This window comes from Bartonella sp. AD13SXNS, from assembly GCF_042196465.1.
Classification (GTDB): Bacteria; Pseudomonadota; Alphaproteobacteria; order Rhizobiales; family Rhizobiaceae; genus Bartonella.
Map to the genome: position 1 here is coordinate 1 of NZ_JBHIQI010000021.1, position 15,055 is coordinate 15,055.

A 15,055-nucleotide genomic window follows, 5' to 3' on the forward strand; every position below is an offset into this window, starting at 1 on the left:
GGGAAGTTTGTTTTGAGTCTGAATGATTGTGATGCGGTTCGAGAGATTTTTAAGGATTTTGACTTTTTAGAATTAGAAACCCTTTGGACAGCAGGCTTTACTAAAAAACACCCCGAAAAGAACTCCTGATTTGCAATAATTGAGAACATATTGCAAAACCATATTCCCTCACTTTTATTTACGCGTCCCTCACTGTAAAAAATATATGGAAAATCAATAAATTATTTTGGATAAAAAAGAACATGGTGCCCAAAAGAGGACTCGAACCTCCACGCCTTGCGGCACAGGTACCTGAAACCTGCGCGTCTACCAATTCCGCCATCTGGGCTTATAAAATTCATCTAAGCTTGTGAAGCAGTTCTGTCAATAAAATTATAGAATTTATTTTTTTATAAAATTACTGAATTTTTGTGTGGAGGATATCATGGTTTTGAAAGTTTAAGGTGTGATGATTGTCTTTGATGAAATAGTTGAATCGGGATTAAATGTGTAAATAATAGGAATACCGGTTGCTAATTCTTGAGATATAATTTCTTCGCCGTTTAGATCTTCAAGCGCCATCATAAGAGCACGAAGAGAGTTTCCATGCGCTGCGATCAAAACTGTTTGAGAGCGCAAAATATGAGGCTGGATATGGTAAAGATAATAAGGCCAAATGCGTGCACCGGTGTCGCGGAGGCTTTCTCCATTCGGGGGGGCAGTTGTATAGGAGCGGCGCCAGATCTGGACTTGTTTTTCTCCCCATTGTTGACGCACTGCATCTTTATTCAAACCTGCAAGATCACCATAGTTGCGTTCATTTAATGCAGGGGTCTTTATCAATTGCAAGTCAGATTGACCCATTTGCTCTAAAATATGCCGAGCCGTTTTTTGTGCGCGCTGTAAGGCTGACGTATAAGCAATATCAAATTTTAAACCAGCTGCTTTAAGATTTTTTCCTGCTTCTATTGCTTCTGCGTGACCTTTTTCTGTTAAATCAGGATCTTTCCAACCTGTGAAAAGATTTTTGAGATTCCATTCACTTTGTCCATGACGGATGAGTACAAGTGTGCGTCCCATTATGATTTTCCTACGTTACATTGATCGTTTAAAATTCATTGTTCAATCCCAAAACATCGAGCATTGAATAAAGACCGTTTTCATGATTTTTTGCCCACAAAGCTGCTTTTAATGCGCCATTGGCAAAGATAGAGCGTTCTTGCGCTGTATGTGAAAGAATAATGCGCTCATTGGAACCGGCAAAAATGACACTGTGTTCACCAACAACTGTTCCACCACGTGAACAGGAAAAGCCAATGGTACCTTTTTTGCGTTTACCTGTATGGCCATTGCGTTCATTAACACGCACATTTTGAAGCATAACATTGCGACCCTCAGCGGCAGCTTGTCCAAGAAGAAGGGCTGTTCCAGAAGGGGCATCAACTTTGTTAGCGTGATGCATTTCATAAATTTCGATATCAAAATCATCGGTTTCTAACGTTTTAGCGGCTTTCTTTACAAGGTTGGCTAAAAGATTTATTCCAAGACTCATATTGCCAGATTTGACAATTGTTGTATATTTCGCAAAATTCGCAATTTTTTCTTCTTCTGTTTTGCTAAATCCTGTGGTGCCAATAATATGAACAAGACCTTTTTGAGCAGCATAGTGAGCATAAAGAATACTGGCTTGTGGTTGTGAAAAATCTAAAATACCTTCTGTGTTAGAAAAGGCCTTTTGGGGATCATCAGTGATGCGAATCCCAAGAGAATCTGAACCAATTAATGCACTCGCATCTTTTCCTACAAAAGGTGAATCTTTACGTACAAGAACAGCACAAAGCTCTACATCTTTCCTATGCCCGATTGCTGTAATGAGTTCACGCCCCATTCTCCCATTTGCACCAACAACTGTAAGGCGCATTTTTGTCTCCTTATGATACTTTGACTGCGCGTAGTATAGGCAAATTCTTACCTTCTTTCCAACGGTTCTTTTTGTTTATAGGAAAAAATTTTTCTACTTTAATTTATTTTTTTGTGCTGTAAAAACACGACCGTGATATAAGATTTACAAATTTACATAGAGATATTTTTTGTTACAACGCGTGATGGATATTTCTAGGTAAGGCTTGCTTATAAAGCCCTAATGGAGATTACGCATTACTTTACGCTTTTGTATCTCGCGTTCTTTGATGGGGTCACGTTCCTTATGCAAACAAGATACCCTAAAATAAATATGCTTATGTTGTCAATTTATGCGCTTGCTTTAAAGAAATGTGTCTCAATACTTCTAAACTCATTTTATGATGTGCTTGTGAAGAATATAATGAGAGAGCCCATGAATAATATAAAGTCCATTCTGCACTACGGTCTTTGTGCTTCATAAAAGAGCAAATAAGCACTATCATGTACTTTGCTCGTCTTCAATGTAGCAACAGCTCTTGGCATTTGAAACAATTCATCGGCATTTTTATTTTATTTTTTCTTTAATATTTTTTCCATACGCCAATCCCATTTGCAACGCACAAGAAAAAGATTTTGATTGATGCAAATGTGAGGCGGGTAATGGGAAAAAAGTATTTGAGGTTCATGATTCAAGTTTAAAAAGAGATTATTTATATTGTAGACTAATCTGTTATCTATAAATAAAATCACATAAAAGGGGGCAAAAACAAGAGATCAATAAGAAGTCGAATTGTTTATACACGGGAGTTAATCGGATTCTTTGCCTTTTAAGGAAGTCAGTTAAAAAAATTGTTATGTTGTAAAAACGCATGGCGGTTTTTTTTATCCTATTATGCCGTACAACACTGTTGTTTAGGGCGGTGATATAAGGTATGAAAAGCTTTACATATTAAGTGTTTTTTAGATATCGTGATCAGTGTTCAGGGGTAGGACTTGCCTGTAGAGCCTATGAAGTGAACCGCATGAGTGGTCAGCAGGTGGAACTTGCCCGTGAGAAGCTGGACTGTTGACAGTCCGGTGGCTGGTAAGAATCTCCGTTTTTTGAGGTGTGGGGAGGAGATCAATATAGAGCAAGAAACATCTCTCAACGCTCTCAAGCCCATTTTACGGTGATCGCCCGTGAATAGTATAACGGTAAATCCATTGAGCATTCCCATCTTTACGCTTATGAAATAACAAGCCGGCATCATCACACATTTTGCCAGCTTCCAATGTTGCGACAGATTTTGCATTAAGACGGTTCATAAGAGGCATTTTTAGTCCTTTCTTAATAGCTTTTTATCTACACGCTAACCCCGCTTGTAACGTGCAAGCGAATAGTTTTGATTGATTCAACATGGAACAGGTTTGGGATGAGAGAATCCTATGATATTCGGGATTCTCATTCAACATATAAGACAGAGAATTATGATTATAAATCAACGCTTTATAGAGTAAATAATAGGCATGCCATGCCATGCACTTTTTCATATATTGAGAAGAATAGAGAATAGCATGCCTAGGTATTGTTATGTTATTGATCACGCTTCCAATGGTGCTACAGCTCTTGTTTTTAACTAGAGTATTTAAAAATCCTTTTTTAAATACTTTTTCTCCTCGTGCTGTTTTTTTATGTAACACGACAAGAAAGTGATTTTTTTGATGCATTATAAGGAGTTTTGAAATGAGAAAATATCATGGTGGTGTCTTATTCTCTTTTCAAGTAAGACTATAAATCAATGTATTATTGCATTGTTTGTACACATGCATAAAAATTTATAAACCTAGAAGTATCCTTTAGATAAAATATCGCTTTTACTTTTGTTGGTGAAAGATAGTTAGAAATCAAGATCAGCATAGTGAGTACTTGCAACGATTCCGCGGACGCGATCTGTTAAAAGAGAACGAAAAGAAGGGCGTGATTTAATTCGCATATACCAGTCTTTGGCAGCAGGAGATTGTTCCCAGTCAATTTCTCCTAGAAAGTCAAGTACAGAAATAGAGGCTGCGGCTGCTAGGTCTGCATAGGACAAGGTAGAACCCACTAAGCTATCGCGAGAGGCACAAAGCCAATTGAGATAGTTCATATGGGGTAAAATATTGGCACGCGCATTGCGTAAAATTTGTGAATTAGGAGCACCACCGCCAATGGCAAGTGGCATTTCACGTTTATGGATTCGTTCTCGTACGATATGGCGTGTTGCTTCATTTTCGAATTTATTTAAGAACCAATCATTGAGACGGCGTACTTCCGCACGCTCTAAAGGATTTTCCGGAAAGAGCTTATTTTCTTGTCGTAAACTTCCATGTGTTTCGTCTAAATATTCGCAGATAACAAGGGCACCTGATAATGGAACTTCGTGTTCATCAAGAAAAACAGGAACCTGACCAGCAGGATTTAAGGCAAGAAATTCGTGCCTTCTAGCCCATTCATATTCTTCAATCAGTTGCGTGTTTAGACCATATTCTCCGAGAATGAGGCGTATGAAGCGTGAAGCAGTGGATAGGGGAGAGTGAAAAAGTGTCAGCATAATTTACATTATCAAATAGAGTTGATGGAAATTCTTTCAAGTAATGGCTTTTTATTTATAAAGATGCTTGACGAGAAGTACAAGATCATTAGCAGCTGCTAGCAATTATGATTAATAAATTATTAATGATAGGAATGCATTCTCTTATGCGATGGTTTGCAAAATGGCAGCACGTAATTCTTCCAAACCGAGAGCTTTTTCTGAAGAGGTTACAAGAAGCTCAGGGTAAGCTGCTGGGCGCTTAAGAAGCTTTGTTTGTGTGATCATAATTAATTTTTCTAAGGCTTTTGATTTGATTTTATCGCTTTTTGTCAAAACAATTTGATAAGAAACAGCGGCTTTATCAAGAAGAGCAAGAACCTCTTCATCATTGTTTTTAATTCCGTGGCGTGAATCAATTAAGATATACACACGTTTTAGCGTTGTGCGTCCCCGTAAATAGCTAAAAATCAAATTTGTCCACGCATCAACCAGATTTTTAGGAGCTGCCGCGAAACCATAACCAGGCATATCTACTAATGCTAGAGGGGGAAGATCTCCTAGCTCTCCACTGAAACCATCGGGTACAAAATAATTAAGCTCTTGAGTCCGTCCTGGTGTGTTTGAGGTACGTGCTAAGCTTTTTTGTTGGACGAGTGCGTTGATTAAAGATGATTTTCCAACATTGGAACGTCCTGCAAATGCAATTTCTGGTGGTCCTTCAGGAGGAAGGAAGTGTATTGCTGGTACACCACGAATAAAAATCCAATTGCGAGAAAAAATTCCAGAAAGGGAAGAAATTCTTGTCATTCATGCTCTTCTTTTTGGGATGATTTTCTCCACATGGATTTCAGATTATCAAAAAGTTCAATTTTGACGCCTTGGCGTTTCATTATGATGCTTTGCTGAATTATTGATAGTATATTGTTCCATGCCCAATAGATGATAAGACCAACAGGAAAAGAGGCAAGCATAAAAGTAAAGATGACAGGCATCCATGTGAAGATTATCGCTTGGGTTTGGTCTTGAGGAGCGGGATTCATTCGCATTTGTAAAAACATCGTTATTCCCATAATCAAAGGCCATGCACCAATCATAAGAAATGTTGGTGTTGTGTATGGCAAGAGACCAAACAAGTTAAAAAGAGACGTCGGATCAGGTGCTGCTAAATCTTGAACCCAGCCAAAGAAAGGTGCATGGCGCATTTCAATGGTGATATAGAGAACTTTATAAAGAGCAAAGAATATTGGAAATTGAACCAACATTGGCCAACAACCGGCAAGGGGATTAATTTTTTCAGTTTTATACAGATCTATTATCGCCTGTTGCTGTTTGTTTCGGTCATCGGGATATTTTTCTTTTATTTCTAGCAACCGCGGTTGTATAAGCTTCATACGCGCCATAGATTTGTAAGATTTATTGGCTAGAGGGAAAAGAAGTGTTTTTAAGAGCACTGTGACAAGAAGGATGGCGATACCAAAATTTCCTGTTTGCTTATAAAGAATATCAATGAGGGCAAACATTGGTTTGGTGATGAAATCAAACCAGCCCCAATCAATTAAAAGAGCAAACTTTTTGATTTTTAGGCTATTTTGATAGTCATTAATGATTTCAACTTGTTTTGCACCAGCAAACAGACGATTTGTAACAGTTTTTGTTTCATTTGGAGCAACCGTTAAAAGCGCTCCTAGCAAGTCAGACTGATAATGCGTCTGCAAACGATCAAAATAAATAAAACGGCTCGTATATTCTTTATCTTGCGGGGGAATGACCGCTACGGCCCAATATTTATCGGTAATACCAATCCAACCTCCTGTTACTTTGGAGAAGGTTATACTCTTTTGCCCATTATCAGGATTTGGATCAAGTTCTGCTAAGGTTTTATATTTTTCAGTTTGGAGCGAATCTCCCGCAATTCCTATCATCCCCTCATGAAGCAAATAGGTTGCATTTGTATTTGTTGGTGGCGCTGCACGTGCAACGCGGGCATAGGACGAGAGATATATTGGTTGATCGCTTTCATTGCTGATCGAATCCTCAATGGTAAACATGTAATGATCATCAACAGAAAGGGTGCGGCGGAAGATTTGCCCCTGCCCATTATTATAAATTAAAGTGATGGGTGTTGAAGGGGTCAGAGTTGTGTTGTTTCCCTCTATTTGCCATTGTGTATCAGATTGTGGCAAAGCTTTTGCTGGCAAAGATGCACTGGTAAAACCAAACTCAGCAAGGTAGGTCGTTTTGAAGCCTTTAGGATTCAGCAAATCGATTTCCGGTGACTTTTTATCGACTGTTAAACGATATTTTTTGAGGTGAAGATCATCAAATTGTGCACCAACAAGATTAATAGAGCCTTCAAGTTCATCGGTTTTGATCGCAATACGCTCTGTTTTGGCCAATACAGCCTTTCGAATTTCAGGAGTCATTGGTTGTTCAATGATCGATGTTGCTTCGTGCATTGAGGGATCGTTAGAAAAGTTTGTCGTGTCCGTAGAAAGTGCTGATTGTTGTTTTGATAATTGCTGTGTGATAACTTGTTGTTTTTGTAACTTTGCTTGTTTGGGAGCAACATGAAGAAATTGCCATGCAACAAGTACTACGAAAGATAAGCCAATAGCGATGAAGAAATTGCGATTATATTCCATTCGTACACCCTTGTTGTCGTTGCTGATGTTTTATTTTTGGTTTTATTCGATGATTTAATTCACTAATCAAAGATGTAAAAGGGGCATGTAACACATCACGATACGCCACAATGACATAGTCCGTTCCTGCTTCCATGTGGTCTACACCAACTCTTACAGCTTCACGCAAACGCCTTTTGATACGATTACGTTTAACAGCATTACCGTTTTTACGGGTAACAGTGAAGCCTACACGCGCAACAAGAGAAGATTTTTCTGTTGTTTGCTCACGAGATTTAACTTCGAGTAAAAATAAAGGACCACGTCGTTTTTCTCCTGTACGAACAGCCAAAAAATCTGCTCTTTTGCGAATACGGCAGGGATGTTTTTTCTTCATAAAAGAACATTTCGCAATTTTATTAAATGCCTGCTTGCAGGCACTAAAAGTTCATAACAAAAGTTTCACAACGAGGACATGATGAGCAACACTCAACAGTTGTGAAAATTTAAACGGTTAAGCAGAAAGCCGCTTACGTCCACGAGCACGTCTTGCAGCAATAACTTTACGTCCTCCAGCTGTTGCCATGCGTGCACGAAACCCATGGCGGCGTTTACGGACAAGTTTAGAGGGTTGGTAAGTACGTTTCATTTATTTAAATACCGCGGAGTGCGGCCCTTCTTATCTTAGTTTTAATGAGTAGTTATGCGCTCGATAAAAAATTTATCCTATCATACGGCTGTTAACCCATAAGGAAAAATATAAAAAAAGTCAATCTTAGATTGTTTTTCTCTCTCTTGAAAAAATACAAAACACCTTATAATTATTTGTGATATTTTAAAGTGTCAGAAAATAGAAAATAATGATTGGGTGTACAGAAAATAAATGATCAAGACTTTAAAGAATTAAATGTGATTGATTGATGTCTGATCAATTTGAAGTATACTTTAATTTTCAGAGGGTTTCTCAGTTTTAGTTTTTACAAAATTCTTATCAAAACATTCATTAAAATGCTTGATTTAAGGATGGTTTCATATTTTTAAAGAGAGAAAATATAAGTAATTTATTACTTTATAATCCTGAGTAAAGTAGAAGATTATCAAGTGATAAAACGGTTAGTGTTTTTCATTTTATGCGTATTTGCTGGTATTTTTATAGAGAGGAAAGAACGTGGCTCCGATCACAAGTGAGGTTGTCCGCAATGTGTTACGTAAAATCAAAGGACCAGATCTTGAAAGCGATATTGTATCGTTAGGGCTTCTTTCAGAAATATTGATTGCTGATGGCAAGGTTTTCTTTTCCATTACAGTTCCTGATGGACGTATGCAAGAGTGGGAATCATTGCGCCGTTCTGCTGAAAAGGTGGTGTGTGCTTTGGAAGGCGTGAAATCTGTTTTTATCACACTTACAGCTGAAAAAACAACAAAGCTATCTGCTCCTAGACGGAGAGCCAATCTGCTCCCTGTAAAAATGCCCATAGAAGGTGTGCGGCATGTGATTGCTGTTGCTTCTGGAAAAGGAGGGGTTGGAAAATCTACGATGGCGATAAATATCGCCCTAGCTTTACAGGATTCTGGTTTCAAAACGGGGGTGATGGATGCAGATATCTATGGCCCCTCTTTGCCACGTTTGACAGGACTTATTAATCAAAAACCACAGCTCATTGGAGAAAAAAAGATTCAACCTCTTGAAAAATTCGGTCTGAAATTGATGTCAATGGGATTTTTGGTGGAGGAAGAAAAGCCGGTGGTATGGCGTGGTCCTATGGTTATGGCAGCTGTAACGCAATTGTTACGAGATGTTGTATGGGGTCCTTTGGATGTTTTAGTCGTTGATATGCCGCCAGGTACAGGGGATGCACAATTAACGCTTGCGCAACAAGTACAATTAACGGGTGCGTTGGTCGTTTCTACTCCTCAGGATCTTGCTTTAGTTGATGCGCGTAAAGCGATAGAAATGTTCATGAAAGTCAACGTTCCTATCTTAGGACTCATTGAGAATATGAGTTGTTTTATCGCTCCTGATACAGGAAAACGCTACGATATTTTTGGCTATGGTGGTGCACGGGCAGAAGCAGAACGTCGAGAGGTCCCTTTCTTAGCAGAAATACCGCTTGATCCAGCTTTACGATTGTCTTCAGATGAGGGCGTCCCTATTTTTGTTGCTAAGCCTAGTGAAGAGCTAGCTAAACTGTATCGTACAATTGTTGATCAAATAAAAAATAAACTCTTTTGAATACATGTTTGTTGAAGAGAATTTGCGAAAATACAATCACGAAAAACAGAAAAATAGTCGCTTTTTTGTAAGGAGAAGAGGGAGCTTTAATGTTTGAGTGGAGTACTAGAGGTGAAACAAACAAAAAATGAGCCATGCACTTGGGTAATCTGAAGGGAAACTCAATCGGCGCGGCTGGAGCAATGAGGCGGAAAAATATTGGCAGTGGTGCAAAAAGAAGAAGACAGAAAATGAAAATAATGTAGGGAAATGGTAAAAGGTTGTCAAAAATATTTAACAATCACTTTTTTGCGATAAAAACATCTTGAAGATTAATCGGAAGATTTATTCCTATCTACTTAAATTAAAGGGATGGGTATTTAAAAAGCCCATTTATCTTGCTCTTGAAATATGTATAGCAGACAATGTTATCACTCCATATTCAAGAAGAACTCAATGAAAATACCAATAACTTTCTCTTATAGAGAGGATAAAAAATGCTGGTCAAGTCTTTTTAGAAGCATTTATTTTTTGAAAAGTAGCTTCAATAGCCGTTGTTAAAGCACTTCTTCCCCCTTGATGAGAAAAACAGTTTGACAAAAATTCATTTGTTCCCCCCTTTGTTGAAAACTCTTTTTCAAGTCGTGCAAAATCGAGAGATGTAGAACAATCTGTTGCTATAATTTTACGCATTTCATCTGTAAGATTGCCAAACATCATGGTAAGAAATTCTGCTGATTGCTGTTGTTTTAACCCCTGTGTTATAAACCATTGATGGGCTGTTTCTATAAAATTAAAATATATGCCCATAAGTGAACCAGCAGTCATAAAAAGATTAAACTGCTCTTCCTTATCCAGTACCAATGTACCCCCCAATGCATCAAATAGAGCACGTAAAAAGGGATGATCGGGATAAATTGGTGTCAAATTTTTACACTCTGCGACAAAAGGTAAAGGAACAGCACGATAAACTTTATGGTTGATCCATTCTTCTACTTCTGCTGCTTTTGCCATAGCAAGTACGGAAATAACCAGCTGTTCTGGACGAAAGCGAAGAGAACGCAAAACGCTTTCTGCAATTTGGTTAGGTAAGCAAAGAAAAACACAATCACTCACATCGAGCAATGCTTGGTTATTTTCAGCAATCATAACCTTATCATACGTGTGTGAAAGATGCTCTGCTGTTTGTGCATTACGCGGTGAAACAATAATGGAAGAAACGTCAAAGGTGCTTGTCATGAGGCCATTGACCATTGAAGCACTGATTGTGCCTGTTCCCAAAAAGCCAAGTTTCATTTCTCTTCCTCAGTTTTATATTTTAAAAGGAATCTCAATTAACAGTTTATGTGTTTTAACTAACATAAATGCTAATTGAGGAAGTAACACATAAAATAGCAAGAATAATCAAGCCCAAATAGACTTTTGGTTTGTCAAACAGAACGGCAAAAGCAGAAAACCAACCAACAATAGCTGCGGCTAATGCAAATAAAAAACCTGGTTTATTCATAAGAACAATATGCATTGCCATTAAACCACCAATAATTAGCGCTCCAAAAACAATGAGCAAACCTGTTGCAAACTTTTCATAATCATCCATATTTCGCTCCTTATAGTGCTCAAATTGTTACACACTTTTTAACGCATATGCATATAAAAACGAAACGTTTTTTATTGGGTATGGTTAAAATTGGCGCCTCCTCTTATTTATTAGATGTAAAAAATGCGGGGATATGCTGTGGCCAACGCCAAGGTAAAACTGCAATCAAGTCAAAACGTACAGACAAAAAGGCATAATCCTTTTGCCGTGCTAGCCAAATATCGGCCGCTGCCTCAATTCGCTTTTCATTTATTCGAGAAACTGCTTCCATTGCTTCGGCTAATGTTGAACGTGCTTTGACTTCAACGATTAAAACCAAATTTCCACGTCGTGCAATTAAATCAATTTCACCACATTTTGTTTTAAAACGCATTTCGGCAATGTGAAACCCTTTGCAACGTAACCACCATGCTGCCAATTTTTCTGCACGAACTCCTCGATAAAAAGACTTTTGTCTCTGTTTTTTTTGTATAGTCTTAATTTTATGCATTTTTTAAAAAATTTAACCGCTGAAAAAGTTCCTGCTTTTTAAAACCAGTCTTTTTTGCAACCAAAGCTGCTGCCTGAGCAGCAGAATGTGTCCGCGAGAGTTCTAATAACATTTCATCAACTTCTTGATCACTCATTATGTTTAAAGAAGATGATGATTCTCCAACAAGTACAACAATTTCTCCACGAATATGTGATTGTTTTTTATAAGATTCCAACAAATTCCCCAAATTGGAAGCATCCACTGTTTCAAACTTTTTTGTTAATTCACGACAAATTGCGGCAGGTCGATCAGCCGAAAAAAGCGTGACCATATCCTGTAAAGTTTCAACAAGACGATGCGGTGATTCATAAAAAATCAAAGTCGCTGGAATCTCTTTTAATTGTTCCAATCGTTTTTGACGCTGTCGCTTGCGTGCACTCAAAAAACCTGCAAAGAAAAAGCTATCCGTAGGAAGCCCTGTCGGTATAAGAGCGGCTAAAAGAGCTGATGCTCCAGGGATCGGAATAATTTTATGACCAGCTTTACGTGCCTTTTCTACCAATCGAAATCCGGGATCAGAAATAAGTGGCGTTCCCGCATCGGAAACAAGCGCTACCGTTTTGTTTTCTGCCAAAGCGGCTAAGAGTTTCGGACCCGCTTTTTGCGCATTATGTTCATGATAGAGAAAAGTTTTTTTCTGAATACCATAACGTTGCAACAAAACACGTGTTACCCGCGTATCTTCACACGCTAAAATATCAATTCCTGCAAGCACTTGCAAAGCACGAAGCGTAATATCTGCAAGATTTCCGATAGGCGTTGCTACAAGATAAAGTCCTGGTTCTATAACGGGGGCAGAATAAGCATGCGCACCTATAAAATATGCTCTTTCACACATGCTCTTTTCTTTTCATCAAATTCCTCTCACCACAAGCTTTTTATTCATACTCATAAGCTTTATAAGCCATTTTTGTTCATTTTTTACCAGTACATTTTTTTACAAAGGCTTACCTTGCTCGAATAATTGATACTTCCGCAATACAATAGCTTTACCTTCATATTCACTAACATTATCATCTGTGTTGGTCAGCATGATCTTTTTCAAAAAAAACAGACTCCAGATGTCCCCAATATCCTATCAGCTCTACAATTTTCTATAAAGTTTTTCCTTCGAGAACCACAACAATTTTACCCGTGCCTATATTTCACGCTTGGTTGTGCTTTTTTACAAGCTAAACTTTTTCAATTATTCCCATAACGCCCATCTTTCAAATACTCCATTGATATTCAAACTGTTCTTCTGAGTAAACGTCAGCAGATCCTTTTAAAACACAAACAACTCGCTATATCGTTATTGATCAAATATAAGCCCTTCTTAGCAAAATATTTCATTTTGTCCTATTCTCTTCCCCCTTAACAGATATAAAGAATATCTTAAAAACTTTTAAGATTTATTTTTATCTTAATTATTTGATTTATAATGGATAATTTATTATTTTTTGCCTATAGAGTAGGCGCCTTAAATATCGTAAAATTATCTCATTTTAACGCCTTTTATCATCAATGAATCAAAATCATTTATGTGCATCACAAGGAGGATTTGTGTGTCGTTAAAGACGAGTAAAAAAGGAGTAAAATGCCTTTTTGAGCTCTCTTAAAGCAAAGGCTATCGCAACATTGGAGTTAGCAAAGAAAGTTATGCTGCCGGTTTATACTTTTTATTGCGTTATGGAACTATTCATTGACGAGAATACGTGATATTTTTCTCAAGATTTGTCGCGAAAGAATTGTCCGATATGTATTGAGAGCTATCTTTTAAAAATAAATCCATAAATAAACAACACAAATCTGTTTTAATTTTAGGCGTTTTATTTTTTTGAAGGATATGCTCCCATAAAAAATGCAAGTCATAAAAGCAGAGACAATATGTGATCTCTCTAAACAACCGCTTTTATCAAACGTAAGGCTTTAAAAACTGTTATAAACATCAGTTTCAAACGTTTCTTACAAAGATCTCATTTTATGTTTCAAACATTTAAACGTTCATTTAGAAAGGCTTTCATAAGCGTCTTTTTATTTTGCATTCAAATGTAATTCTTTACAAATTAATCGCTCTATATTGGCTAGCAAAATTAACCAGCTCATATTTGGGCTCGTTATCTTAGAATAGAGTATGCTTTAACATTGTCGCTTTTGTCTAAAAATTTAGAAAAATCCCATGCCTTAGATGTTACAATGGTTTTGAATTTTGCTTGCTTATCTTTGTCTCAATAGGTGTCCCCAAATTTGGGGGAAGCATATTTAGTTTCGTATTTTAAAACTATACTTTTAAAAGTTTTTTTGTTCGCTTGCTTGCGTTATATCATTAATTTTGATTTCATAAGATATAAAATACCTCTTTATCGTTTTCTAAACTTTTAGAGAGCATTTTAAAAGCAATCTTGTCTTTAAATCCTTTTATGCAATCTTTAAAATGTTGGTGTTATGATGATGCTGTTATGACAGCTCTCTATTTTACGTTTGCAAATCTGGGCGAATGTTAATTTGTTATTTATGCTATTAACAATCTAATCTTTACAACAAGATGTGATCTTTAAACGTATATTATCGATAATTCTAAACAACTAAATTTTAAACAATGTGATTAGTGCTGTGATAAAAACGTATCATAAAATTTATGAACTGTTATGAATGATATCTGCTTTTTATTTCATTTGAATGCACCCAATGCATTATAATATTTACATCATGATTTGTTTTTTTATGGTCTATTCATACATGGCAATTGTTTATAAAAAATGGTCAATTTAAACATGCATAAAAGGATGGATTCTTAAGTGGATTCATATAAAATAATTACATACAAACTATTGAGTTTTTTGTATAATACTTTTCCTGTAGGATGATAGATTATCCAGAGCATTTAAATACGAAGCAAGATTATCTGAACATGCTTTCCTTTGATAAGGCTGAAACGGTAAGAAGGCTAGAGGGTCTTTTATCAACACGTTTTTATTGGGTCTTTGTTAAAGAGCTTGGAGAGGGAGAAGAGGGGATTGAAGATGATACGCATAAGGTTTGTCTAACAACAACCATGCCGTTTGATTCAAATGGTGATTTTGTAGAAAAGCGTTGTCAGTATGAATTACAAGAAAGCGACTATGCGCCGCTCTTTCAACTTGGCTTTCGTGTTGAAGAAGTCGAGCAGCTGATCAAAGAGCATAGCCAATAGAGATCATAAGAAAACATTTTTATCCAGCCTCACTTTTGTGGGGCTTTTTTTATGGAGCGTCAGATGAGAAAGATATCGCAAGAAGGTTTAGAGCTTATCAAACAATGGGAAGGATTACGTTTAGAGGCTTATAGAGATACGGCATGTATCTGGACCATTGGTTATGGTCATACCAGCAATGCAGGTCAACCGCTTGTCAAAAAAGGCATGCGTATTACGCAAAAGCAAGCGGAAGAAATCCTTTGTGAGGACTTAAAGCAATTTGAGAAAGCAGTCGAGGAAGCGGTGACGGTTTCGTTAACGGATTGCCAATTCGCGGCATTGGTATCATTTTGCTATAATGTAGGAACAGCAGCTTTTTGCAAGTCAACATTGTTGAAGAAGCTTAATCAAGGTGATTATGAAGCTGTCCCCGTTGAATTACAGAAATGGAATAAGGTAGGTGGAAAGCTTCTTGCTGGTTTAGCCAACCGTCGAGCAGCGGAAGC

The 15,055-nt window shown here is 37.3% G+C and carries 14 protein-coding genes, 1 tRNA gene and 2 pseudogenes; 4 read left to right on the forward strand and 13 right to left on the reverse strand.

Translation table 11 applies throughout. The features are described 5' to 3' along the window. Positions 1 to 143, forward strand: a pseudogene (locus ACFIMQ_RS08525) (DNA adenine methylase); the annotation flags it as partial. A gap of 100 nt (positions 144 to 243) precedes the next feature. On the opposite strand, the gene ACFIMQ_RS08530 reads toward ACFIMQ_RS08525, so the two are convergent. The 9 genes and pseudogenes from ACFIMQ_RS08530 to rpmH form a co-directional block, all read right to left on the reverse strand. Then, a tRNA-Leu gene (locus tag ACFIMQ_RS08530) sits at positions 244 to 328 on the reverse strand. A gap of 110 nt (positions 329 to 438) precedes the next feature. Then, positions 439 to 1,059, reverse strand: a complete 621-nt coding sequence (locus tag ACFIMQ_RS08535; RefSeq protein WP_375703825.1) for a 2,3-bisphosphoglycerate-dependent phosphoglycerate mutase — start codon at positions 1,057 to 1,059, stop codon at positions 439 to 441. A gap of 28 nt (positions 1,060 to 1,087) precedes the next feature. After that, positions 1,088 to 1,900: a 4-hydroxy-tetrahydrodipicolinate reductase gene (gene dapB, locus ACFIMQ_RS08540; RefSeq protein WP_375703826.1), complete on the reverse strand. Its 813-nt coding sequence runs from the start codon at positions 1,898 to 1,900 to the stop codon at positions 1,088 to 1,090. 1,114 nt (positions 1,901 to 3,014) lie between these two features. Beyond that, positions 3,015 to 3,195: pseudogene (locus ACFIMQ_RS08545) on the reverse strand (integrase); the annotation flags it as partial. Between the two features lie 563 nt (positions 3,196 to 3,758). Continuing rightward, positions 3,759 to 4,451: a glutathione S-transferase family protein gene (locus ACFIMQ_RS08550; protein WP_375703827.1), complete on the reverse strand. Its 693-nt coding sequence runs from the start codon at positions 4,449 to 4,451 to the stop codon at positions 3,759 to 3,761. A 144-nt stretch (positions 4,452 to 4,595) separates the two neighbouring features. Then, on the reverse strand, positions 4,596 to 5,240 hold the full coding sequence (yihA, locus tag ACFIMQ_RS08555) for a ribosome biogenesis GTP-binding protein YihA/YsxC (RefSeq protein WP_375703828.1): 645 nt from the start codon (positions 5,238 to 5,240) through the stop codon (positions 4,596 to 4,598). Further along, positions 5,237 to 7,075, reverse strand: a complete 1,839-nt coding sequence (gene yidC / locus ACFIMQ_RS08560) for a membrane protein insertase YidC (protein ID WP_375703829.1) — start codon at positions 7,073 to 7,075, stop codon at positions 5,237 to 5,239. The genes yihA and yidC overlap by 4 nt, the downstream gene beginning before the upstream one ends. Next, positions 7,065 to 7,451: a ribonuclease P protein component gene (rnpA, locus tag ACFIMQ_RS08565; RefSeq protein WP_375703830.1), complete on the reverse strand. Its 387-nt coding sequence runs from the start codon at positions 7,449 to 7,451 to the stop codon at positions 7,065 to 7,067. The genes yidC and rnpA overlap by 11 nt, the downstream gene beginning before the upstream one ends. Before the next feature lie 117 nt (positions 7,452 to 7,568). Continuing rightward, positions 7,569 to 7,703, reverse strand: coding sequence for a 50S ribosomal protein L34 (gene rpmH, locus ACFIMQ_RS08570; protein ID WP_005864709.1), 135 nt, complete (start codon positions 7,701 to 7,703; stop codon positions 7,569 to 7,571). A 519-nt stretch (positions 7,704 to 8,222) separates the two neighbouring features. Here rpmH and ACFIMQ_RS08575 point away from each other — a divergent pair. Beyond that, positions 8,223 to 9,287 (forward strand): Mrp/NBP35 family ATP-binding protein, encoded by a 1,065-nt coding sequence (locus ACFIMQ_RS08575; RefSeq protein ID WP_375703831.1) that lies wholly within the window; start codon positions 8,223 to 8,225, stop codon positions 9,285 to 9,287. Positions 9,288 to 9,770: 483 nt separating this feature from the next. Here ACFIMQ_RS08575 and ACFIMQ_RS08580 read toward each other — a convergent pair whose 3' ends face one another. The 4 genes from ACFIMQ_RS08580 to rsmI all read right to left on the reverse strand — a co-directional run bounded on the left by ACFIMQ_RS08580 (position 9,771) and on the right by rsmI (position 12,233). Further along, positions 9,771 to 10,562 carry a pyrroline-5-carboxylate reductase gene (locus ACFIMQ_RS08580; protein ID WP_375703832.1) on the reverse strand — a complete coding sequence of 264 codons (792 nt, stop codon included), beginning with the start codon at positions 10,560 to 10,562 and terminating at the stop codon, positions 9,771 to 9,773. Positions 10,563 to 10,617: 55 nt separating this feature from the next. Further along, positions 10,618 to 10,863 (reverse strand): hypothetical protein, encoded by a 246-nt coding sequence (locus tag ACFIMQ_RS08585; protein WP_375703833.1) that lies wholly within the window; start codon positions 10,861 to 10,863, stop codon positions 10,618 to 10,620. 103 nt (positions 10,864 to 10,966) lie between these two features. Further along, positions 10,967 to 11,335 (reverse strand): YraN family protein, encoded by a 369-nt coding sequence (locus ACFIMQ_RS08590; protein ID WP_375607304.1) that lies wholly within the window; start codon positions 11,333 to 11,335, stop codon positions 10,967 to 10,969. A 10-nt stretch (positions 11,336 to 11,345) separates the two neighbouring features. Then, a complete protein-coding gene (gene rsmI / locus ACFIMQ_RS08595) occupies positions 11,346 to 12,233 on the reverse strand; it encodes a 16S rRNA (cytidine(1402)-2'-O)-methyltransferase (RefSeq protein ID WP_375616906.1) in 888 nt (295 codons plus the stop codon). Between the two features lie 2,004 nt (positions 12,234 to 14,237). Between rsmI and ACFIMQ_RS08600 the strand changes: the two genes are divergently transcribed. Beyond that, positions 14,238 to 14,567, forward strand: coding sequence for a hypothetical protein (locus tag ACFIMQ_RS08600; protein ID WP_375703834.1), 330 nt, complete (start codon positions 14,238 to 14,240; stop codon positions 14,565 to 14,567). A gap of 63 nt (positions 14,568 to 14,630) precedes the next feature. Beyond that, positions 14,631 to 15,055, forward strand: a 425-nt coding sequence (locus ACFIMQ_RS08605) for a lysozyme (protein ID WP_375703835.1), incomplete at its 3' end; no start/stop codon positions are given.

Coding starts and splice junctions, on each gene's coding strand:
- ACFIMQ_RS08535 (WP_375703825.1), bottom strand. CDS start 1,059: ATGGGACGCACACTTGTACTCATCCGTCATGGACAAAGTGAATGGAAT.
- dapB (WP_375703826.1), bottom strand. CDS start 1,900: ATGCGCCTTACAGTTGTTGGTGCAAATGGGAGAATGGGGCGTGAACTC.
- ACFIMQ_RS08550 (WP_375703827.1), bottom strand. CDS start 4,451: ATGCTGACACTTTTTCACTCTCCCCTATCCACTGCTTCACGCTTCATA.
- yihA (WP_375703828.1), bottom strand. CDS start 5,240: ATGACAAGAATTTCTTCCCTTTCTGGAATTTTTTCTCGCAATTGGATT.
- yidC (WP_375703829.1), bottom strand. CDS start 7,075: ATGGAATATAATCGCAATTTCTTCATCGCTATTGGCTTATCTTTCGTA.
- rnpA (WP_375703830.1), bottom strand. CDS start 7,451: ATGAAGAAAAAACATCCCTGCCGTATTCGCAAAAGAGCAGATTTTTTG.
- rpmH (WP_005864709.1), bottom strand. CDS start 7,703: ATGAAACGTACTTACCAACCCTCTAAACTTGTCCGTAAACGCCGCCAT.
- ACFIMQ_RS08580 (WP_375703832.1), bottom strand. CDS start 10,562: ATGAAACTTGGCTTTTTGGGAACAGGCACAATCAGTGCTTCAATGGTC.
- ACFIMQ_RS08585 (WP_375703833.1), bottom strand. CDS start 10,863: ATGGATGATTATGAAAAGTTTGCAACAGGTTTGCTCATTGTTTTTGGA.
- rsmI (WP_375616906.1), bottom strand. CDS start 12,233: ATGTGTGAAAGAGCATATTTTATAGGTGCGCATGCTTATTCTGCCCCC.
- ACFIMQ_RS08600 (WP_375703834.1), top strand. CDS start 14,238: ATGATAGATTATCCAGAGCATTTAAATACGAAGCAAGATTATCTGAAC.